23 protein-coding genes and 1 pseudogene are annotated in these 20631 nt (G+C 38.4%); 18 read left to right on the forward strand and 6 right to left on the reverse strand.

The window, feature by feature from the left end; all coding sequences use genetic code 11:
• On the reverse strand, positions 1 to 506 hold a 506-nt coding region (locus tag HRT55_RS11295), incomplete at its 3' end, for a transposase (protein WP_291621345.1).
• A 143-nt stretch (positions 507 to 649) separates the two neighbouring features.
• On the opposite strand from HRT55_RS11295, the gene HRT55_RS11300 reads away from it, so the two are divergent.
• The 14 genes and pseudogenes from HRT55_RS11300 to HRT55_RS11365 all read left to right on the forward strand — a co-directional run bounded on the left by HRT55_RS11300 (position 650) and on the right by HRT55_RS11365 (position 9273).
• Positions 650 to 1150 carry a T6SS effector amidase Tae4 family protein gene (locus HRT55_RS11300; RefSeq protein WP_291621347.1) on the forward strand — a complete coding sequence of 167 codons (501 nt, stop codon included), beginning with the start codon at positions 650 to 652 and terminating at the stop codon, positions 1148 to 1150.
• The gene (locus HRT55_RS11305) at positions 1147 to 1356 is read left to right on the forward strand and encodes a hypothetical protein (RefSeq protein WP_291621349.1); all 210 of its coding nucleotides are present in this window, start codon (positions 1147 to 1149) and stop codon (positions 1354 to 1356) included. The genes HRT55_RS11300 and HRT55_RS11305 overlap by 4 nt, the downstream gene beginning before the upstream one ends.
• Before the next feature lie 116 nt (positions 1357 to 1472).
• A complete protein-coding gene (locus HRT55_RS11310; protein ID WP_291621351.1) occupies positions 1473 to 1766 on the forward strand; it encodes a hypothetical protein in 294 nt (97 codons plus the stop codon).
• A gap of 137 nt (positions 1767 to 1903) precedes the next feature.
• Entirely contained in the window at positions 1904 to 2191 is a 288-nt protein-coding gene (locus HRT55_RS11315; RefSeq protein WP_291621353.1) for a hypothetical protein, read from the forward strand.
• A 506-nt stretch (positions 2192 to 2697) separates the two neighbouring features.
• Entirely contained in the window at positions 2698 to 3144 is a 447-nt protein-coding gene (locus tag HRT55_RS11320) for a hypothetical protein (RefSeq protein WP_291621355.1), read from the forward strand.
• A gap of 98 nt (positions 3145 to 3242) precedes the next feature.
• Positions 3243 to 3530: a hypothetical protein gene (locus HRT55_RS11325; protein WP_291621353.1), complete on the forward strand. Its 288-nt coding sequence runs from the start codon at positions 3243 to 3245 to the stop codon at positions 3528 to 3530.
• A gap of 82 nt (positions 3531 to 3612) precedes the next feature.
• Positions 3613 to 4820, forward strand: a pseudogene (locus tag HRT55_RS11330) (IS3 family transposase).
• Between the two features lie 449 nt (positions 4821 to 5269).
• A complete protein-coding gene (locus tag HRT55_RS11335; RefSeq protein WP_291621357.1) occupies positions 5270 to 5641 on the forward strand; it encodes a hypothetical protein in 372 nt (123 codons plus the stop codon).
• 36 nt (positions 5642 to 5677) lie between these two features.
• A complete protein-coding gene (locus HRT55_RS11340) occupies positions 5678 to 6049 on the forward strand; it encodes a hypothetical protein (RefSeq protein ID WP_291621359.1) in 372 nt (123 codons plus the stop codon).
• Between the two features lie 129 nt (positions 6050 to 6178).
• Positions 6179 to 6664: a hypothetical protein gene (locus HRT55_RS11345; protein ID WP_291621361.1), complete on the forward strand. Its 486-nt coding sequence runs from the start codon at positions 6179 to 6181 to the stop codon at positions 6662 to 6664.
• 123 nt (positions 6665 to 6787) lie between these two features.
• Positions 6788 to 7213 (forward strand): hypothetical protein, encoded by a 426-nt coding sequence (locus HRT55_RS11350; protein WP_291621363.1) that lies wholly within the window; start codon positions 6788 to 6790, stop codon positions 7211 to 7213.
• 132 nt (positions 7214 to 7345) lie between these two features.
• Positions 7346 to 7894, forward strand: a complete 549-nt coding sequence (locus HRT55_RS11355; protein WP_291621364.1) for a dienelactone hydrolase family protein — start codon at positions 7346 to 7348, stop codon at positions 7892 to 7894.
• 91 nt (positions 7895 to 7985) lie between these two features.
• Positions 7986 to 8447 (forward strand): N-acetyltransferase, encoded by a 462-nt coding sequence (locus tag HRT55_RS11360; protein ID WP_291621366.1) that lies wholly within the window; start codon positions 7986 to 7988, stop codon positions 8445 to 8447.
• 265 nt (positions 8448 to 8712) lie between these two features.
• Positions 8713 to 9273: a DinB family protein gene (locus HRT55_RS11365; protein ID WP_291621368.1), complete on the forward strand. Its 561-nt coding sequence runs from the start codon at positions 8713 to 8715 to the stop codon at positions 9271 to 9273.
• Between the two features lie 45 nt (positions 9274 to 9318).
• Here the strand turns inward: HRT55_RS11365 and HRT55_RS11370 are convergent, their stop codons facing one another.
• Positions 9319 to 9558: an RNA-binding protein gene (locus HRT55_RS11370; RefSeq protein ID WP_291615266.1), complete on the reverse strand. Its 240-nt coding sequence runs from the start codon at positions 9556 to 9558 to the stop codon at positions 9319 to 9321.
• A gap of 97 nt (positions 9559 to 9655) precedes the next feature.
• On the opposite strand from HRT55_RS11370, the gene HRT55_RS11375 reads away from it, so the two are divergent.
• The 4 genes from HRT55_RS11375 (at position 9656) to HRT55_RS11390 (ending at position 11770) form a co-directional block, all read left to right on the forward strand.
• The gene (locus HRT55_RS11375) at positions 9656 to 10240 is read left to right on the forward strand and encodes a class I SAM-dependent methyltransferase (protein ID WP_291621370.1); all 585 of its coding nucleotides are present in this window, start codon (positions 9656 to 9658) and stop codon (positions 10238 to 10240) included.
• Positions 10241 to 10291: 51 nt separating this feature from the next.
• The gene (locus HRT55_RS11380; protein WP_291621371.1) at positions 10292 to 10855 is read left to right on the forward strand and encodes a dihydrofolate reductase family protein; all 564 of its coding nucleotides are present in this window, start codon (positions 10292 to 10294) and stop codon (positions 10853 to 10855) included.
• 88 nt (positions 10856 to 10943) lie between these two features.
• Positions 10944 to 11366: a VanZ family protein gene (locus HRT55_RS11385; protein ID WP_291621374.1), complete on the forward strand. Its 423-nt coding sequence runs from the start codon at positions 10944 to 10946 to the stop codon at positions 11364 to 11366.
• Between the two features lie 53 nt (positions 11367 to 11419).
• The gene (locus HRT55_RS11390; protein ID WP_291621376.1) at positions 11420 to 11770 is read left to right on the forward strand and encodes a 5-carboxymethyl-2-hydroxymuconate isomerase; all 351 of its coding nucleotides are present in this window, start codon (positions 11420 to 11422) and stop codon (positions 11768 to 11770) included.
• Between the two features lie 167 nt (positions 11771 to 11937).
• On the opposite strand, the gene HRT55_RS11395 is transcribed toward HRT55_RS11390, so the two are convergent.
• The 4 genes from HRT55_RS11395 to HRT55_RS11410 form a co-directional block, all read right to left on the reverse strand.
• Positions 11938 to 12315 carry a hypothetical protein gene (locus HRT55_RS11395; protein ID WP_291621378.1) on the reverse strand — a complete coding sequence of 126 codons (378 nt, stop codon included), beginning with the start codon at positions 12313 to 12315 and terminating at the stop codon, positions 11938 to 11940.
• A 1-nt stretch (position 12316) separates the two neighbouring features.
• Complete coding sequence (locus HRT55_RS11400; RefSeq protein ID WP_291621380.1) at positions 12317 to 13927, reverse strand: PfaD family polyunsaturated fatty acid/polyketide biosynthesis protein; 1611 nt, start codon at positions 13925 to 13927, stop codon at positions 12317 to 12319.
• A gap of 274 nt (positions 13928 to 14201) precedes the next feature.
• A complete protein-coding gene (locus HRT55_RS11405; protein WP_367241210.1) occupies positions 14202 to 14405 on the reverse strand; it encodes a GIY-YIG nuclease family protein in 204 nt (67 codons plus the stop codon).
• Positions 14406 to 14631: 226 nt separating this feature from the next.
• Positions 14632 to 20631 (reverse strand): beta-ketoacyl synthase N-terminal-like domain-containing protein, encoded by a 6000-nt coding sequence (locus HRT55_RS11410; protein WP_291621381.1) that lies wholly within the window; start codon positions 20629 to 20631, stop codon positions 14632 to 14634.

The raw sequence follows: 20631 nt of genomic DNA on the forward strand, positions 1-20631 counted from the left end.
TTATCTTTGATTTTGCTGTTAATGTTGTTGCGTAGTAATAATGCTTTAAGCTGGTATTTAGCATCCTTTAAGTCTTTCATCGCCGTTTCTCGCGAGCGGGATAAGTCCCGTACGGCTTCATCCTCTGGCGCAGGAACATAAATGGGGGTTAACGCTTCTGATTTATGCAATTTAGCGAGTGTGAGCGCATCACGTTTGTCCGTTTTAATACGTTCACCTGGTTTTTTAGGGATAAGCGAAGGCGCGATGACATAACAACAATGATGAAGACTGGTCAGTAAACGGTAAATCCAATAGCCACAAGGACCCGCTTCATAAACAAAATGCAGTGTCGCGTCAGGGTATTTTGATTGTAATTGTCTGGCGAGTTTCTTAAAGGCTGCTTTATTACTGAGAATTTTACCTAAATGCGTTGATTTAGCACCACGTTGGTCTTCGATGTAAGCCACTTCAGTAAATGTTTTATGAGTATCTAAGCCAATGAAAAGTATGTTATGTTTTATCATGCTAGCCTCTGTTTTATATTGTTGACACATATATTATGGCTCTGGTTTGTAAAACTAACCCACGGTCAGAGGCTAGCACCTCGTGGGGAGTCATTGTGTCTAGTTGCTTTGATAATTTCTAGTCAATATGAATAAGGATATCCATGAAAATAAAGTTCGATAAGTTATGGGATAACTACCCTGATGATTCTCCATGTAATACAACCGATTTTAAAAATCAGTGTGCTATTAAAGTTGGAACTGCACTTTCAAAATGTGGAGTAAAAACTACTAATTTAGTTTCAATAAACCGCCATTGTTGGCACCATAAAGGCTCTGATGGACATGTATTATCAGCGGAAGAGCTTGCGGCAGGTTTAAACAAGTTTAGGATTACTGGAATTAACTCTTCGATTGAAATTAAAGGAAAAGACTTTAAAACCAAACTATCAGGTAAAAAAGGTATCATATTTTTTAAAGACTACTGGATGCGTACCGTAGATAAACCTGATAGACCTACTGGTGATCACATTGATCTTTGGAATGGGTCCAGACTTACAGATTGGAAAACATGGATAAGAATCCAGTTTGGCCTGGTCATTCCTGAAGTATGGTCAGACTTGGAAAAATCTAAAAAAATATTATTTTGGGAGATAAAGGATTGAAAATAATATTTTTCTCATTATTAGGTGCATTTACCTTTGGTGTTACCTGTATTGCTATTACTTGGGGAATTGGTGCTTTATTCGGTCCGTTATACCAAGGAGAAGACGAGGCTAATAGGAATTTTGGGTATTTCTTAGTCGCATTTTCTGTTTTTGTAATAGCAGGTGCCGGTGCTGGTTTTTATTATGGTAAAAATCGCAACTAACAAGGCGTTCAAACGGAAAATTTACAGTTGGCTTTTTTCGTTCCTCAAAAATTTTAGCCAACTATAATTTTCCGCTTATGTAAGCGTTATAAGTAATCAAAGGATTGGAGTCATGGATGAATTTTAGAGCTTTTTCAATAAAACGTTTTCTGGTTATATCTTTTATATTTAATCTGCCTCCAATATTGGCTATCACAAAAATCGGGTTATTATTTCTGCCTTTATTATTCTGGGTAAATATCCCCGTTTTGTGGACAGGTGTTGCAAAAGCTATGGGGGAAGCTCACTTCAAAATCGAAGAGTTTGGTGCGTTGCCCCAGTCAGTAACAGCGTATGTGGTTGTAATTTCATTTTGGCTTTTGTTGGCAGGCTTAGTTACTTTAGTGACAAGTAAAATAAAACCAGAGTAAATTACTTATAACAAGCGCATTAAGAACGGACACATAACAGTTTGCTGTGTTTCGCTCCGCTCAACCATGTTAGCAAACTATTATTTAGCCGCTTATGCGGGCGTTAGAGTTTTTTCGAGTCGAGGATATAACTTTATATGGAGTCGAACATAAATAGCTACCTTCGCATAGCTATTGTTAATCACATTATATTTCTACTACTTGTTCCTCAAAGTCGGTGCGGGGAAATTATCAATCAATGTAATGGAATTGAAGCCGGTGGGTTACTATTATTCTTTTTTTTATTATTACAAGCAGGCTTAGAACTTATAATTATCTCAGCATTTATTCTTTCTATGTCTAGTAAAACAATATTAAAAGCCACTCAACTTAATACAGCATTATTTTTTGTAACTTTATTGTTGGCTTTTAATGCAGTATTTTAAAACTCTAACAAGGCAATTAAACGGAAAATTTACAGTTGGCTGTTGTTCGTACCTCACACATTTTAGCCAACTGCAATTTGCCGCTTAAAACGGCGTTAGTTGCCCGCACTAAATGAGTTTAATTTATTTTGCTTGTTCAGTGCTTAACACGTAGTTTCGTGTCTGGTTCAATCTTTGGTTTGGCAATGGAAGTGCCGCTACAATCACTCTTCCTCTTTGCCCAATCCAGTTTTCGCCTTTCACAGTTTTAAGATCAAATTAGCTTTAGTTTATAAGGCTCAAATTCTAGTTTTTGTGTGTAGTACGGGAGTGTTTTTTGATTCTTCCGTCTATCCCCTAAATATGATAACTTGTTGCTTCTGTTGTGCTTTTAAATATCAGCAACTAACAAGGCAATAAAAAGGGACACGCAACAGTTGGCTGCGTTTCGCTACGCTTCACATTTTAGCCAACTATTACTTAGCCCGTTATTGGGGCGTTAGCTTTAAAATAAAAGGTAGAGTAGATTGAGATTTATAATTGTAATATTAATATTGTTAAGTGCGGGTTGTTCTACAATTGGCGAGCCATTTTCTTTAGCCGTACCACCCAAGGAAGATAAAGCACTAGTCTATTTGTTTAGAGATAACATATCTCAAGGGGGAGCATCTAGGAGTCACTTTAAAATAGATGGAGACCCTATCATGTCCATATGGAATAGCGGTTATACATGGGTTCATTTAACAGAAGGCATACATACTTTTGAAAGTAGTGCGATAAATGATACGTTTACTATTCCATTAGTTCTAGAAAAAGGAAAAACTTACTATTTAGGCGTAAATCAAGATCGGTATAGTTATTTCGTTGCTAATGTTTTTAAACAATACGAAGAAAAAGAAGCTTTAGAAATACTAAAGGGATGTAACTACGTTGTCATTCCAAATAAAGCTAACAAGCCAATCAAGCAGGACTAAAAACAGTTTGCTGTTGTCGTTCCTCAACATATTAGCAAACAATTTTTAGCCCCTTATTGGGGCGTTAGAGTTTTTTCGAGTCGAGGATATAACTTTATATGGAGTCGAACATAAATAGCTACCTTCGCATAGCTATTGTTAATCACATTATATTTCTACTACTTGTTCCTCAAAGTCGGTGCGGGGAAATTATCAATCAATGTAATGGAATTGAAGCCGGTGGGTTACTATTATTCTTTTTTTTATTATTACAAGCAGGCTTAGAACTTATAATTATCTCAGCATTTATTCTTTCTATGTCTAGTAAAACAATATTAAAAGCCACTCAACTTAATACAGCATTATTTTTTGTAACTTTATTGTTGGCTTTTAATGCAGTATTTTAAAACTCTAACAAGGCAATTAAACGGAAAATGATCTTACCCCGCTTTAACGGACACCAAAATATAACTAAAGATGAGGTGTTCTATGCCAAAGTACAACAATCCAAGACGAACTTGGAAGTATTCAAATGAGTTCAAAGTCAACGCTGTTCAACTTAGTTTCGTTGTTGGCGTCACAATCAAATCCGTCGCACTAAAGCTCGACATCCACCCGTTCATGCTGTCACGATGGCGAAAAGAATATCGCGAAGGAATTATTGTGGCTGATAAACGTAAAAAAGTAGCAGGCCAATCGAAAGCAAAAAAGTAGCAGGACAATCGAAAGCAAAAAAAACAACTTACCAACGAACAAAAACTTGAGCGTGAAAATAAACAGCTTAAGGAGGAGTTGTACGTGCTAAAAAAGTGGCAACGGTTTCTTGCCGAGGAACATCAGGACGATATAAATTTATCGAAAAACTCAGAGTCGAAGTAAGTGTTAGGTCATTAATTAATTTACTTGGTGTATCCAAAAGTGGGTATTACGATTGGAGAAATCGTCAACCTAGCGCACGTGAAATTAAGGATGATGAGTTGAAGGTTAAAATTCAACAAATCTTCAACGACAACAAAGGACGATACGGTAGTCCTCGCATTTTTAAGGCATTACAAAAGCAAGGGTACAACATAGGTAAAAAACGCGTAGAACGTTTATATCGTGCACTTGGCCTGGTCGCTAGAGTGATGCGCGTGACTACACGTTCGGCTGCTTATAAACGTTTCCTGGTTACCGGAAAAAATTTACGTCCAGAAGGAGATGTACCTCAGGCGGTAAATAAAGTGTGGGTTGCCGATGTTACTTATTTAAAAGTGAGAGGCGTATGGCGGTATTTATCAGTGATAATGGATCTATATTCACGACGTATTATTAGTTGGAGCTTAGATAAGAACAGAACAATGGACGTAACAAAACGCACGTTACAAAATGCCATTAAAAAGAGAAAGCCAGAAGGGAATTTAATGCTACATACTGATAGAGGTGTTGAATATCGTGGTCAGGTCTATCAAAAAGCATTGAAACGAAATGGGATAGTTCATAGCTTGAGTCGAGCAGGAAAGTGTACGGACAATGCTCACATGGAGTCATTTTTCCATTCAATGAAAACGGAAGTTATTCGTGGTAATGACTTTAAAAGTGATGCACAGTTACGTGGAACACTTGGCAGTTATATTAACAAATACTACAATGCGACGAGGATGCATTCTGGTATAAATTATTGCTCACCAATAGAATATGAAGCAATAGCAGCGTGAAACAAAATGTGTCCGTTTTATCGGGGGAAGATCAGAGTTTTAATTATGGATGATTCGAAAACTGAAAATATTTATTGGAGATTTATAAAGTTTGTAATTTCAATTTCTCTATCAATAGCATTACTTGAGCTTTCTGGTGTGGATGCAACTAAAGCTAATATAGTTTCTTTCGAAAAGTTTTCATTTTCAATATTAATTCTACTTTCAGTTTGCTTATATACTTTTGATAATATGCTTAAAAGTATCGCCAAGTGGTTTAATAAAAAATGTAAAACATTCTTGAGTAATTAAAAATATAACAAGAAAATCAACAAGGACTCGTAACAGTTGGCTACGTTTCGATTCGCTACACAATTATAGCCAGCCATTTTTAGCCGCTTAGCAAAGCGTTATAAGTAAAGGATATTACTGTGCTACATAAATTTTTTATTATTTGTTTTCTGTTTACATTGCTTAGTGGGTGTAATGACGACGATATCCCCCCCATTTCTCTGGAAGACTTTGAGCAAGAAGTAATTAATGTAGCAGGTACACAAGCTATTGATTGCGGTAAAGTTGATATCAACGAGTCTTCATTAGCGGTTAATACATGTATTTCAGACTCATATATTCTTAACACACCGTTCTATTCTTTTTATATGGTAGAGGGCGTTGACTCTACTGTTGCTTACGCAGTCACGATGGATGTAAATGGTGTAGTTCTGTATTGGTCTTACGATAGTTTTGACGGAGGTCAAATTTCTTCAAGAGTTTGCGAAGACCCAAGTGCAACATCTGAACTTACGGGTGCACACACTGATGTATTTAATTGCACCGAGTAGTTTACGTATAAAAAGCTGTTAAATTAGGGTCCGATTATGAGTATATTGATAATTGTTTTTGGACTGTTAATGCTTTTAGCTGGAATGTCACTCATTACTAATCCTGAAATTATAATCAAGATGCTGAGAGACAATGCTGATAAGCTTTGGTTGCATATAGGTGCTGTTGCAGTACGGCTATTGCTCGGAGCCCTACTTATATATCAGGCTAGTATTTCAAAGTTTCCTGTAACAATGGAAGTCATTGGCTGGATAGCCATTTTCGCAGCAATAATTTTTACTATTATAGGTCGCAATAATTTTAAACGTTTAATATCATGGGCATTCTCGTTAGTGGAACCCTTTGGTCGTATCGGTGGTGTTCTAGCGATATGCTTTGGCTTTTTCCTAATCTATGCATTTGTATAAAGGCAGCATAACAAGCGCATTAAGACCGAACGCGTAACAGTTGGCTACGTTTCGCTTCGCCACACAATTTTAGCCAACGATTACTTAGCAGTGAATTAGACACATTAAACTTTAAAAGGATTAATTAAAGTGCTAAATACCTTAGAGACAAAACAACTCAAACCAGAGTTATCAAAACCCTTAAATAAACTCGTATTATTGACCTTTTTACTGGTGATTGCTTATTTTGGATATGAAAAGTATGTATTTCATAAAGCTGAGCAAACAGAAACCACGGTGCTAATTTTATCCCCTCAAGTTAATGATATTTATTTTTTAGACTTCAGATCACTCAGTGATAAATTACAACGAAAAAACAAATATAAATTAGCTAAAATTGTACGTGTTAGTGATGATAACGTAGCCATAGTTTATGGAAGGGTTTTCTATCAATGGCAATATTCAGTGGTAAATAGCATTCAGTATGGTGATTTAAGTAATGATGATTATTTTATGCTACTACCCGAATATATTCCCTTTAGTAAAATTAAAGAAATGAGGGGTAATGGCGCTATTTATTTAGTTAAACGACCTATGCAAAATAAACTCTATGGTAATTTTGTAATGTCCGAATAAACTAACCTAACCAATGGCTATACTGTCATAAAATCCCCCTATGCCCAGTGAGTTTTGGTACATAAGGTGTTTAATTGGCTTTAAATATAGTGCAAAATAACAAGACAATTAAACGAGGATCACATGAGACTACTACTAATATTATCGATGTTTGCATCATCAGTATTTGCATCAAAGTTTGACATAGACACTTATTCGACCTCGATTGAATTTGCACAGGTTACCCATGTTGTCGCTACTCAACGGGCTAGTGGTAATTGGTGTTTTGATACTTCAATTAGACACAATGACCAAGGCTGGGAACATTACGCCGATAGGTGGGAGGTTCTCGATTTAGCGGGTAATCAACTCGGATACCGAACACTTGGTCACCCTCACGATAATGAGCAACCATTTACTCGCAGTCGCTGTAAAATCGAAATACCAGCAGAAATATCTAAGGTAGTCGTTAGAGCTAAATGTAACAAGCATGGTTTTGGCGGCAAACCCATAGTCGTTGATTTAACGGTTAGTAAGGCTGAAGGATATTTAGTTAGTCGGAAAAATTAAAATTCATCTAACAACGACTACAACAGCAACTTCAAACGTAAAATATACAGCGGGTTGTTTTACTCCGGTCTTGCACAATTTAGCTAGACAGTAATTTCCCGCTTATTTTAGTACTAACTGACAAAGAGTTTTATGAGCATAATTTTAGTTTCAGATATTTTTGGTGTCACTCCTGCTTTTTTATCAATAGCGAATAAACTAGGAGCCAGTACCATTGTTGACCCATACGAAGGTCAAGTTATGGGCTTTCAAAATGAAGCCGATGCCTACTCATATTTTATTAAAAATGTTGGCCTTGATGACTACCTTGCTATTTTATCAAAGGTGGTAGAGTCACTTGAGCATCAAGTAACGCTAATAGGTTTTAGTATCGGTGCTTCAGCTATTTGGAGGTTGTCACAAAGTAATAGCAATAATACTGTTAAACAGGCTGTATGCTATTACGGCGCACAAATCAGAAACTTCACACTAATAGAACCACGCTTTAAGATAGACTTGGTTTTCCCGGCCAGTGAACCTCATTTTGATGTTACGGAGTTACAAAATAGCCTTGTTAGCAAAGATAATGTCAAAATTAAACAAGTTAAATACTTACATGGCTTTATGAATTGCCATTCAAGTAATTTTAGTGAAAATGGCTATACAGAGCATATTGAACTTTTATCCTCCACTGTTTGGTAACAAGTCACTAAAACTCACTTTATAGTTCCCTTTTCAGTTCCAAATAAACAGGGTGGTAGGGAGTAATTTAAATTTTTAGCTTAGGCGTAATATGATAAAAAAACTTGATAATTCAAATACAGACGTTGCCAATAAAATTTTCACCATTTTTCAAAACTCTTATAAAATTGAAGCTGAGCTTATCGGTGCTGTTGTTTTTCCGCCACTTTTGCGAAGCGCTAAAGATATAGAAAATTCAACAACACTTTTTTATGGTTTTAGTGAGAATGATTGTCTCGCGGCAATTATAGAGATTGTTATAGAAGATAAACACCTAGATATTAATAGTTTAACTGTTGACCCAAATTATTTTAAGAAAGGTATCGCAAGTAAATTAATAAGCTATGTGCTAGGCATAACTGATTTTTCAAAAGCCATTGTGGAAACTGCGGTGGTAAATATACCCGCAATAAATTTATACAAGAAACATGGCTTTGTTGAATTTAAAAAGTGGACGCCATCACATGGTATTGAAAAAATAGCCATGTCGGTTGAATATCCTCTGTGTAGTTGACCTCTAGATAATACTTACAGTCCAATACAAGGTTATTGCTTGTTAACAGGAGTCAGCTGCTAATCTAACTGTTGACTAACAAGGCTGTGCTTACAGCTAGAACTTGAGCCTCACATTACCCGAAACGGTTTAACAATCAGGTTGAAATATGGGTGATATTATCCACCCTAGTAGTTAAATAAAGGCAAAAATAGCGAGTGTTGTGTCCTACGACTTTCAGCAAGTGAGTTGCTGAATAATTGCTTATGTTACTAAGGAGTGTCAATTGAGTTTAGTTAAAATTTTCAGCATGATGTCGTTGTATAACCAGCGCATGAACATTCAATTAATGGCGCATTGTCAGCGTTTATCCGCTGATATTCTCGTACAAGAAACCCATTCATTTTTTCCTAATATCATCAGCTATTGGAATCACATCCTTTTTGGTGATCTGATTTTAATAGGACGTTTAGCGGCTAATAAAATAGCCGAACTTTCATTGCAAGATTTATCTGCTTTCCCCTCCCCTAAATCACCCGACGATATTTATCAGAATAATTTGGCCGACATTGCTTTGTTAAGAGCGCGGCTTGATGAATTAATAGTGCGTTATTGTCAAAATTTAACCGAAGATGATTGTGACAAATATATTACCTATACCACCACTGAAGGTGACTCGATAAGCAAAGCAGTAGCTGACGTAACACAACATCTCTTTAACCACCAAGCTCATCACCGAGGACAATTAACCTGCGTGTTAAGTCAGTTTGGTATCGATTATGGTTGTATGGATTTGCCTGTGATTGTGTTTGAGGGTAGTCGCACAAAAAAGCCAGCATTAACTTAATGCTGGCTTGGGTTGTACTTTAGAATTGAGCTTGATATTTGAGCTCTAGCTTTGAGCGATTTTAACTCTAATTTTATTATTGGCAACTCTGCTTTCATGTAAAGCAGACAGTGCCGCTGCTGCTTCCTTTTCATTAGGCATTTCTACAAAGGCAAAGCCTTTTGATTTAGCTGTTGCTTGATCTAAAACTAAGTTACATTCATTAACTGAGCCATGTTCAGAAAATAAAATACGGATTTCTTGTTCAGTGGTTGAACGGGAAAGGTTACGAACTAAAAGTTTCATAATGCGCCATGTGGTATGTGATTTCGATCTCAATTATCTCATAGTTTACCGCAGACTAAGTAACTTTATTTATCCGCCAGCTTAATAGGAGAATACATTGGACAACGAATGGGATGCATATGCAGAAAATTGGGATATTGATCCCGCTGTAGATAAGTATGCTTCATTAGCATTTTCTCAACTAAATAAATCAGTAAACCTTGACGGTTTATCTGTACTTGATTTTGGTTGCGGCACTGGTGCATTAACCCAGTTGCTGAGCGCTAAGGTCAAAAATATAGTCGCTATAGACCCTTCATCAGAAATGATTAAATATCTTGATAAAAAATCACTAAACAATGTTACTACTATTGCTAATTTTCTAACTGAGGCACTGATCAAACAAGATGAAAAATTTGACGATAAATTTGACCTTATAATAGCCTCTTCAGTGTGTGCCTTTTTACCCGCATATGAAGAAACAGTAATTTTACTAAAGTCACTGTTAAAAGAACAAGGTAAATTAATTCAATGGGATTGGCTAGCACAAGATGAATCTGCTGCTATGGGCTTAACTAAAACAAGAGTAAAACAGGCTTTTGAGTCAGCACAGTTTAAAGATGTTGTAATAACCACCTCATTCATTATGGATAGCCCCAAAGGAAGCCAAGCCGTGCTTATGGCTTTCGGTAGTAATGGCTAAAATTGAATTCAAGCGTATACCTTTAATGATTAACCAAGAGAAATAAAACTTATGAAATGTTCAGTATATATAGCAACAAGCGCTGATGGTTTTATAGCTACCCCAGATGGTGGCGTTGATTGGTTACATACTGCCGGAAAAAAAGATGCTGATATGAGTGATAATCCTGACATGGGTTTTTCTCAGTATATTAACTCTGTAGATTGCATGATTATGGGCCGTAAGTGTATGCAGGTTATTTCTAGCTTTGATCTTTCAGCTGAGCAATGGCCCTATGGTGATATTAAAATTTATGTTTTGAGTAATACATTGACTGAGCCGCCGACAAACTTAGCAGGTAAAGTTGAAATGTACGCCGGTGATATTGAAACCTTAGTAAATAAGCTATCAGAGCAAGGGCTAAAACATGCCTACATTGATGGCGGCGCAACTATCACCTCATTTATTATCTTAAAGCTTATTAATGAAATGACCATTACCCGAGCGCCAATACTGCTTGGCGATGGCATACCTTTATTTGGAAAGTTGAACCAGGGTGTTATGCTAGAAAACGCTGATTCCGTTACCTTCCCTAATGACTTTATTCAAGTGAAGTACCAAGTTAATTACGCTTAATGCTAGCGTAAATAGCTCAGTTCTTACCTATAAGCCATTTACCTGTAAACCATCTATCAATAAGCAACCTACCTATGAAGCAAGTTATATGAACCACATTTTAAAGACACTTATTCCCCTTGGTGCAGTCGCTTTCTTCTGCTTTATTCTTTGGGTTATCTATTTAGCAAATACCGGACAAAACAGCGTATTTTTCCAATTCGTCGCCAGTATTCCTTACGGCGATAAATTAGGCCACTTTTGTTTATTTGGCCTATTAACACTAGCGACAAATCTAGCCTTTAGGTTTAAAGCATTCCAGTTTTATTCTATAAAATTATTTTTGGGTACAATATTGGTATCTAGTTTTGTCATTATTGAAGAGTTCAGTCAGTACTTTATTCCCAACAGAAGCTTTGATTTAATTGATTTGTCAGCGGACTTTGTTGGCATAGTATTTTTTACTTTTGTGACTAGTTATTTAAATAAAATGACCTTGAGATCGAAAAAAGCCCTAAGTAATGACATTTAACAACGTCCGTAATTAACAACCTTTACTAACAGCGATAACTAACGGAGAAAAACATGCCTCATTGTATAATTGAGCATTCATCATCTATAGATAGTAAGACTTTAATTCCGCTTGTTTTTAACGCTAGTATGGAGTCATCACTCTTTGAAAAAGATGGCAGTGACATAAAAGTACGAGTATTACCTTTCAGTCATTATCAAACAGGTATTATTCAAAGTGCGGCTTCGCCAGCAGGTTTTATTCACGTGACGATGAGAATACTTTCCGGCCGCAATACGGAGAAAAAGCTTATGCTGTCAAAATTAGTACTCAAAAGTCTAGCAACACTCGCTTTAAAAAGCTGTTCAACCTCGGTTGAAGTAGTTGATATAGATAGGGCTAGTTATTCGAAAGTAGTTTCTTAAGTTATACCTTAAATAGAAACTGTTAAGTTAGCTTTTAAATATAAGCTATTAAATTAAACCACTTAAATTGAATATATAAAAAAGCCAGTTAGTTACTACCTCTAAGGAAGTAAGCTAACTGGCTTTATTTTTCAGTCACTGAGTTAATAATACTTATGGCAAAGTGATTATTTTGCGATCACACTAACAAAGTGGCCGTAATAGAGTTTTTTACCTACTAAGCGTTCTATTTCAGCTGAGCTTGGATAAGTTGACCACTTACTCTTACTTGCCTGTACAGCTTCAGTATTTGCCCAAGTTAACTGCCAACAAACCTCAGTAAGCTCAGGGGTGTTTTCTGCACTACTTTCTTCGAGTATATCTTCTGCTTCTGCTTCACCTTCAGCTATTTCTGTCGACAGATCGACTTCCGTTAATATCTGATGAGCAAGAATGTTCTTTTGCTCTGCATTAATTTCAGAAAATAATGTTTCACTGACTTCAAGCACACGCGCAAGGTCGCTTTTAGCAACCTCAAACACGGCAATTTCAATACAGGTTGGCATATTAATCATCAGTACGATAACTGGCCAAGTCAGTAGTTAACGTTACACCTTGTAACTTTAACTGGTTTACCCTTTGCAAGTAGGCCGCACCTTTTAACATATGTAGAGCGACATCTACTGCACCACGACGAGTATAATCTTCCAAATAAGTACCTTTTACCCAGCTATTAAAGGCGCCTAAACTTGGACCAGCCCAAATTTGATAATCCATTTCACGGCCTTTTTCGCCGGTATTAGACCAACGAGAGCTTAAACCTAAATACCAACGGAAAATCAAGGCCATTTTACGTTTAGGACTAGATTGTGCACGCGCTAACATATCTGGATCACGCTCTTGGAAAAATGATTCCGTGCCAGCCCAAACTTCATCTAAGTTTGACCGGAAAATTTGCTTCTCAATTTTTAAACGCTCTGCTGCAGGAATATCTTCAATCGAGTCATAATTTACATATAACTCGTATAACTTTTTCGCGCGCATGGCGAACATTGAGCCACGTTTAACCACTTGTAATTTAACGCCCATTTCAAACATATCAGCCGCAGGCGCCATAGTAACGTCGGCCATTTCTACTTTTGATAAAAGTTCACGAGTATATGCTGACGCGCCAGCTTCAACACAAGCTTGGTTTACTGAGCCAAGCACTATGTAGGCTGAACCCATGTTAAAGGCCGCTAATGCGGCTTCAGGCGTTCCGATACCACCACCGGCCCCAACACGTAATGCCGGTGAGAAGTTATATTGTGCTTGCACTTCATCACGCAAGGCAATAATGGTTGGTAATAGCGTTAAGAATGGACGGTTATCAGTATGGCCACCTGAGTCTGCCTCAGCGGTAATATCATCTGCCATAGGAACAAGTTTTGAAAGATCCGCTTGCTCTTGAGTAACTTTGCCTTGAGCCAATAATTTATCAATTAACTTTTGTGGTGCCGGCTCCATAAAGCGGCGCCCTACTTCAGTACGTGAAACTTTAGCAATAACCTTGTTGCCAATATGAACACTACCATCAGCATTTTTACTTAAACCCGCAAGACGATACCAAACAATATGCTCGGTCAAACCCAAATATGCTGAAGCTTCAACGGTTTTAACACCCAGTTTTAAAAAGCGCTCAACCGCGCCACGCTCTAATGCTTCTTCTGCCGGAGCATGAATAAGGTTTACTGCGTAAGGGCCATTAGGAAGCTCGGCTTGAATACGGCGAATAGCATCTTCAACTGCATCAGGTACTAAACCTGCTGCGCCAAATGAACATAAAAATCCGGCTTTACCTAAGGCTACCACTAGCTCAACAGAGGCAATACCATTAGCCATAGCGCCACCATGGTAGGCGTATTTAACACCATGTTGTTTTTTATAAGCATCATCGCCTAAATCTTCAGGGTTTAGCTTTTGGGCAAAAGCCAAAACATCCGTTGCGCCTGACGTTGATGTTGCATTTGCCACACCAAAATCATTACCGTTACCAGTGCTAGATTTTGCTACATATACTGGCTTTGATAAATCCAATAATGCTGACTTAATCTGCGTATTGTTACTGCTAACGTCATTCGCGTTAACTTTCCATGCCCAATCGATGGCATTAGTATTATTAAACTCTAGGTTTGACATGTTCTTTCCTAATTCTGTTTATTTAGTATTACTCTTACATTGGTACATAGTGCTGGATCCTCGATTAAGTAAACTCGAGGATGACGGTTGTGAGGTAAGTTGATTAAACTTGGCAAGAGACTGCTTCCTATCACTTTACACCACTCATTTATCGTCATACTCGAAATGTCTGATCTAGTATCCATTTTCTAACTATGTATGTCATCGTATAGATCTTTCCAGCTAGGGTTTGTCTTTTCTATTAAGCTAATTTTCCAAGCCCTACCCCAAGTTTTCAATTTTTATCACGAGCTAAAGCGGCATACATATCATCAAATTGTTCAAAGTAAACTAATATATGAACTTGATAATCTTCTGTAAAACCACTGACAACTTTATTTTTGTGTTGCCAAATACGTTTAACTAAATCACTGGTAACACCTATGTATAAAGTGCCATTCCTTTTACTTGCGAGTATATATACCGCAGGATTTTTCATATTATCTTCCTTGATAACTGATCCTTATGTCATTAGTGACACTGGATCCTCGATTAAGTGAACTCGAGGATGACGGCTGAGAGGCCAGAACCTACTATTAAATAAACTCTCATCCTACTTTTGTCATACTCGAAGTGTCTGATCGAACGTGGCATGGATGCCGCTTATTAGACAATGCATGGAGCACATTGTCCTGTATCCAGCTCTATTAACTATTTTCTAGTTATTAAGCCTCTACAATACTCAGCACTATATCTTTCACTTCGTATATTCTTAAACCATCTTTCGATAAATTAGCATCACCTATTAAACGTACTTCACCATCCGATTTAACGATTTCAGTAATATGCACATCAAGTGACATTTGTTTATTTAGTGGCGTAATTTGACCACGGTATTTCCATTTAACTAAAGTTGCTGGTGCAATGAACCTTGGGTTCGTAAAGCCTTTACCTAAATCATTTTTCAAGGCGTAGGTTTGCATTAATTCAATAATGGCTTCTACACCTAATGAGCCTGGCATTACCGGATCTTGATGGAAGTGGTAACGGAAGAACCAATCAGTGGCATCAATGGTGCGTTCACCATGAACATAAGCAACAGCCGCTTTACCGCCACCTTCAACAATAGAAACGGTATCGATAAAGTTCATTTGCCCACCAGCAAGTTTATAATGCGGTTTATTAACCGGTGCTTGGTATAAGGCTAATGCTTTATCGGTTAAGTTAATCACTTCAATGTCTGCTTTCGGCGTATTGTTATCAACAAACCATGGATAGGTGACTTTACCGTTATCTATGCCCAGTTGATTGGTCAGGGCATCGCTGCCGAAGTAACCAAATACTGCCGTGCCTTTATAGAACAAGTCATGACTGGCAAGATCTTGTGCGGCTTTACTGTCATCTTTTACATAAAGCTCAAAGGTGAAACTTTGAATGATCATGCCGCCAGCCATGGTAGTGCTTAACAAGGCTGATTTATTGACGATGGTTTTGTTGCGTAAATCAACTTGTTTGAGCAAATCACCACTGCCATCTAGGTTACGGAAGAATAAATCTTTTTCTGGGTAAACTAAGGTAGTGCCCATATAACCAGAGATAAAGCCGTTCGGTTGTAAGGCAATTTCCATGATTAACGAATATGGCATCCAGTTATCAACGCTGTTTTTAGTAAAGTACCAAGCATCTTCCGGTACATAATACTCAGCAATACAGCTTGATGGTTTTTTCAAATCTAAGCGTGTGCCTTGTACTTCAACCACTTGCGTAACTACTTGTAAGTCACCACATGGCGTGCGCGGAGGTATACGGCCTTTATACACGTCAAAATCAGGACCAAAACATTTAGAAATATTACCGGTAGCAAATTCAAACATATGCCATGGGGTAAACGGCGCGGTATTAGGCACGCGGTTTTGTCCAGCAACCATAGGCGCTTCAAAATGTTGAATCGGGGTTACACCCTTTTCTTTTGGCGCGCTAAAGTCAGACATGACTTTCATTAACGGGCGTTCAATATGTTTAAACGGGTTAATGCCACGCTCGTCTAGCTCGTCTAGCTCGCCGCTTTCAACACTATCAGCTTCATTTACTTCAACTGGTGCTGCAACATTACTTACTAATTTTGCATTGTCAGGCAAGGTGACTGGATAAGGGGAATTTTCATCTTGCTCGGTGATCATCATCGCCAAGTTTTTAAAATCAACCACCACTTTGCCATCTAAAAGAATATCGATATTAGCTTTAAGGTATGGATAAGGCTGCATGCCCATTTCAGTGACTTCCATACGGTAAGTCAAAGTATTATGCTGCGGCTGAACTTGACCACGACAACGAACCGTTTGCGACTCACCTGGCATAGGCTGGAATCGAGCATTGTTCATATTAGCGTGCATGCCTAGTGACAACATAAAGAACATCGCCATTTGACCACAACCTTCACTCATTAATGAGCCGGCCATTACTTCATCACCTTTAAAGTGACATGGGAAGTACCAATGATCCGGTGCTAAATCTTTTTGCCCTTCAACAACACCTAAACCCCAATGCCCGCCACTGGCGTCAACACTGATAATACGCTCAATCATTAAGAACTTTTCTGATGAGAACTTGATTGATGGGTTACGACCTTGTTGATCATAATCACTGCCGAAACAGCCCGCCACATCACCATTGACTAACTTCATCATGTCATTGTAATCGTATTGATCACGTGGACGGTTTAACAATGGCGTGAATGTGGTTTTAGCCGCATTAGCAAACTCTGCTTTGTCTTTATCATTATGAATAACACCTTTACCGTCTTTTAATTCATGGTCAGTAAAGAAGCCAGCACAACCATTACGCATGATTAATACTTTTTTATCACCCACATAACAGTCGTAGTGGAAGAAGAATAATAACTGCTCACCATTACGGGCATATGAATCAATGTGAATCTCATAACGCAGCGTTTCGCCGCCAAAAGCCATGTCTTCTAAGAAAGTTAACTGACAATCAAGTAAACGATAAACACGGTCACCTTTAGCTTGAAAATCAATGCCAATATAAGAAATTAACAATAAATCACACTGGCCAGATTCAACCGATACTGACCAAGGAATTTGACCGTCAATTAGAAACGGCGCATCAACGGGAATATCATATTCGGTGCACATGTATGATTTTTTATATTCGTTAATCGTTGCTTCAAGCTCGGTAACACGCGATACCAATAAATAATCTGTGGTAGGTAAACGTACTCGACGTGAGTAGCTATCGATGATTTTATATTCATCACCAAATACTTTAGCGATATCACCTTCAGCAAATTCAACTAAATCAGCGGTATCCCAAATTATGTTTTCAGGTTGGCTAAATTGCTCTTCCAGTTGCAGTGGTGGATAGTTGTAACCTGCAGGGCCTTTAATTTTGAAACCAGACTGTTCAGCCCAGGATTTATTTGCCTGAACTAAATCATCCGTTTGTTTATTTGAGCTAACAACCGAAAGCTTCGGTGCATGAGCCGTTGGCGCTAGTGACTGAGGTTTTACTGATTGAGGTGTTACAGCATACGCAGGCACTTTTAATGCGGTATGGGAACTAACATTCGCTTGCATTTCTATCAGTTTAGAAATCTGCTGACCTGCTACCTGACGAGTGGTCAAAAAGGCTTGATGGGTGGCAGATTCTTGGAAGATTTCTTTACTTGCTTGATGTTTAACATCAGTACGTACTTTCGCTTTAGTAGTCTTTTTCACTTGTACTCCAGTAACGACGGTTGATCGTTTTTTGGCTTGAATAGATTGGTTAGCTTGCTGAACGGTGTTAACTAACTTTGACGCTGAGTCCTGTACGGGCTCTGCAGCTGTCGCTAACAACTTAGGCTGTAAATTATTTAAATTAATCGCTTGTTTAACATTCGCTAATGGCTGTTTGGAAAATGCTTGTTTAATACCTGCCATTTCAGCTGCTTGCACTTTCTCGATAATGTCATCAAAAATAGCTTTGCCGCCTAAGGTAATGGTTTTTATTAACTTAGGACGTTGCTTTCCGGTCGGTGCGGGAGCGGCTTGATGTGCTTGCTTACTTGAAGAGAGTATCAGGTGAGCACAGCTTTCATCTTTACCTAAACCGTTTATAGCAATATGGGATTTATTTGTGCCAACGCTCTGATCTAAAACTAAAGCAGATTTAACGATACTGGCAACACCTGAGGCATTAAAAGTATGGCCGACAGTGCTTTTAACCGAGCTGATAGTTTTACCTGAATAAAGTTTTGGTAGTGCTTGGCTTTCTGCGGCATTCTCGTTAATAAAACCACTGGCATGGGCTTCAACACTGTTGATATCTGCGGCGTTAAGCCCGGCAAGCGCTAATGATTTATTAGCCGCTTTAACAATAGCCTGTTCATCACAACCGTTGACAAAACTAATACTGTCGATAGTGGCGTATATTTGCTGTTCATTGACTTGAGATGCGGGTTTAACAACAAAAGCAGCTGCGCCCTCGCCTACTGACCATTGCTCTTGATTTAGAACATTGCTTGAATTTTGTCGGTCAATGGCTACCTTACCGTAGTGCTGTCTTAGGGTAATATTCTCTATCGAGCCCGCTAAATCTACCGAAGCAATAATCACTGCATCAATATCTGAGGTTTGAAATAAGTTTTCCGCTAATTCTACACAGCGATAAACTGAATTTTCTTCTGCCGACAAGGTAATGGCTGGGCCGGAAAAATCCCATAACGCTGAAATACGCGAGGCCATAATATTACCAATAAACGAGGTATATTGATTTAGCTGCGCGGCGTGAGCAACACCATCTTTGGCGATATTAGTTAAGGTTTCACGTTGTTCATCACTTAAGGTCACGCCTTGTTGTAATAAGCTCTCTTCAATTTGTGTACTTAAATTCACTCGACCACGGTATTGATGAAGCTCTAACTCAATGCCCATTGCTACTAATACTGCAACATTGCTGCCTTCTTTGAGGCCAGCATCTTTAGCAGCATTATCAGCTACCTTCATCATCATAAGTTGCTGTGGAATTAAACAGTCTTGCTCATTAGGCGGCACTTTAAAGCGTAAAAAGTCGATATCAAAATCTTCAACGTAGCCGCCTACTGGCGCTTTTGTTAAAGATAAGGCATTCATCACTTCAGTGTTTTTCTCAATGCCTTTCCAACGTTTAGTTGGTAATTCTCTAAAGGTATTACCATTTTTTTGAATCAGCGTTTTAAAACTCGCTAAATCTTTAGCGGCACCAAAGTGTGCGTCCATACCAATAATCGCTAACGGCTCACGTGTTTTAGGGACAGTAGTTACTGACGCTAGTATTTGTGTTGGCTGTTGTAAAACTAAATGCGCATTAGAGCCACCGAAACCAAAAACACTGACGCCAGCAGTTCTTGGCTTACCTTTTGAGGAGTTTGGCCAATCAATAGTGTCCGTTGGCATTTGAGCGCCGCCTAAATAGCCTTTTTTCGAAGTTAATGGCTCATTCAAGTTTATTGTCGCTGGAATTTTACCTTCTTTAAGCGCCCAAATCGCCTTGGTCATGCCCGGCATACCTGCGGCGGTAAGTAGGTGACCCAAGTTAGACTTTACTGAGCCAAGTAGCGGTTTATTGCCCTTTCCTTCGGTACGAGGGAAACGACTAAAAAATGTATCCATTGAGCCTAGCTCAACGTTATCACCTTTGGGCGTACCCGTTGCATGACACTCAATGTAATCAACGTCACGTGGGTCAACGCCGGCATTGTCATAGGCACGTTCATAAACTAAAACTTGCCCTTTGGTATTTGGGCTTAAGACGAACTCACCTTTACCATCATTAGATAAAGCGCCGCCTTTGATAATGGCGTGAATTTTATCGCCATCTCGTACCGCATCACTATGGCGCTTAAGCACCATCATGCCCGCGCCTTCGCCGGCAAATAAACCTTGAGAGTTTTTATCAAACGGTGCGTGAATATTGTTGGCCGGATAAGCTTGGAAGATTGAGAAACCCATATTGACAAACATAGGATCAGCGCCAGAGACAGCGCCAGCTAACATCATATCAGCCTTGCCCGTATGTAAATAATCACAAGCTAGTTTTACTGAATAACAACTCGAAGCACAAGCAGCGTCAAGGGCGAAATGTGTACCACCTAAACCAGCAGCTTTTGCTAGTAGTGCTGCCGGGTAGCCCGCAACTAAGGCATTATCAGCATGGACATTACTCTGGGCAATGTCGCTATCAGAAAAGTGACTCAACTGAAAATCTGTATCAAGACACGCTTTTAAGGCGTTATCCACCACTTGATGATAAAGCGGCATAAATAAGTGGTTAGATGATTTAGTTGGAAACGATAAATTTCCTAAAATAACACCACAATCTGCAAGTTTTTCACTACCCCAATAACCGGCATCGGTTAATGCTTGTTGAGTAACATAAAGCGCCCATTGGTTTAAATCATCTAATTGATTTAGATAATCAGCCGTTAAGCCATTATTGCTTTGAGCATTATTTTTAACAAACGCTGTGGCATCAAAATCAAAATCACGAATATAACCACCGTGCACACAGTAAAATTTATCGGTATCGCCTTTCTTACCAGTGTACTTGGCAGGATCAACACCCATTTGTTCTTTTGTGGCTTTGCTGCGGCAATCTTGTTTCTTCAGTAACTGCTGCCAAAATTCTTCTGGTGCAGAAGAGCCTGGGAATAAATTAGCAATACCTACTACGGCAATATTTTCCAT

This window comes from Colwellia sp. (genome assembly GCF_013214175.1).
In the GTDB taxonomy this organism is placed as follows: domain Bacteria; phylum Pseudomonadota; class Gammaproteobacteria; order Enterobacterales; family Alteromonadaceae; genus Colwellia.

Bases quoted from the DNA above. Each gene is read 5' to 3' on its own strand.
- HRT55_RS11310 (WP_291621351.1), top strand. From the start codon at position 1,473: ATGAATTTTAGAGCTTTTTCAATAAAACGTTTTCTGGTTATATCTTTT.
- HRT55_RS11395 (WP_291621378.1), bottom strand. From the start codon at position 12,315: ATGCCAACCTGTATTGAAATTGCCGTGTTTGAGGTTGCTAAAAGCGAC.
- HRT55_RS11390 (WP_291621376.1), top strand. From the start codon at position 11,420: ATGCCTCATTGTATAATTGAGCATTCATCATCTATAGATAGTAAGACT.
- HRT55_RS11350 (WP_291621363.1), top strand. From the start codon at position 6,788: ATGAGACTACTACTAATATTATCGATGTTTGCATCATCAGTATTTGCA.
- HRT55_RS11400 (WP_291621380.1), bottom strand. From the start codon at position 13,927: ATGTCAAACCTAGAGTTTAATAATACTAATGCCATCGATTGGGCATGG.
- HRT55_RS11405 (WP_367241210.1), bottom strand. From the start codon at position 14,405: ATGAAAAATCCTGCGGTATATATACTCGCAAGTAAAAGGAATGGCACT.
- HRT55_RS11370 (WP_291615266.1), bottom strand. From the start codon at position 9,558: ATGAAACTTTTAGTTCGTAACCTTTCCCGTTCAACCACTGAACAAGAA.
- HRT55_RS11315 (WP_291621353.1), top strand. From the start codon at position 1,904: ATGGAGTCGAACATAAATAGCTACCTTCGCATAGCTATTGTTAATCAC.
- HRT55_RS11360 (WP_291621366.1), top strand. From the start codon at position 7,986: ATGATAAAAAAACTTGATAATTCAAATACAGACGTTGCCAATAAAATT.
- HRT55_RS11325 (WP_291621353.1), top strand. From the start codon at position 3,243: ATGGAGTCGAACATAAATAGCTACCTTCGCATAGCTATTGTTAATCAC.
- HRT55_RS11300 (WP_291621347.1), top strand. From the start codon at position 650: ATGAAAATAAAGTTCGATAAGTTATGGGATAACTACCCTGATGATTCT.
- HRT55_RS11355 (WP_291621364.1), top strand. From the start codon at position 7,346: ATGAGCATAATTTTAGTTTCAGATATTTTTGGTGTCACTCCTGCTTTT.
- HRT55_RS11380 (WP_291621371.1), top strand. From the start codon at position 10,292: ATGAAATGTTCAGTATATATAGCAACAAGCGCTGATGGTTTTATAGCT.
- HRT55_RS11385 (WP_291621374.1), top strand. From the start codon at position 10,944: ATGAACCACATTTTAAAGACACTTATTCCCCTTGGTGCAGTCGCTTTC.
- HRT55_RS11410 (WP_291621381.1), bottom strand. From the start codon at position 20,631: ATGGAAAATATTGCCGTAGTAGGTATTGCTAATTTATTCCCAGGCTCT.
- HRT55_RS11340 (WP_291621359.1), top strand. From the start codon at position 5,678: ATGAGTATATTGATAATTGTTTTTGGACTGTTAATGCTTTTAGCTGGA.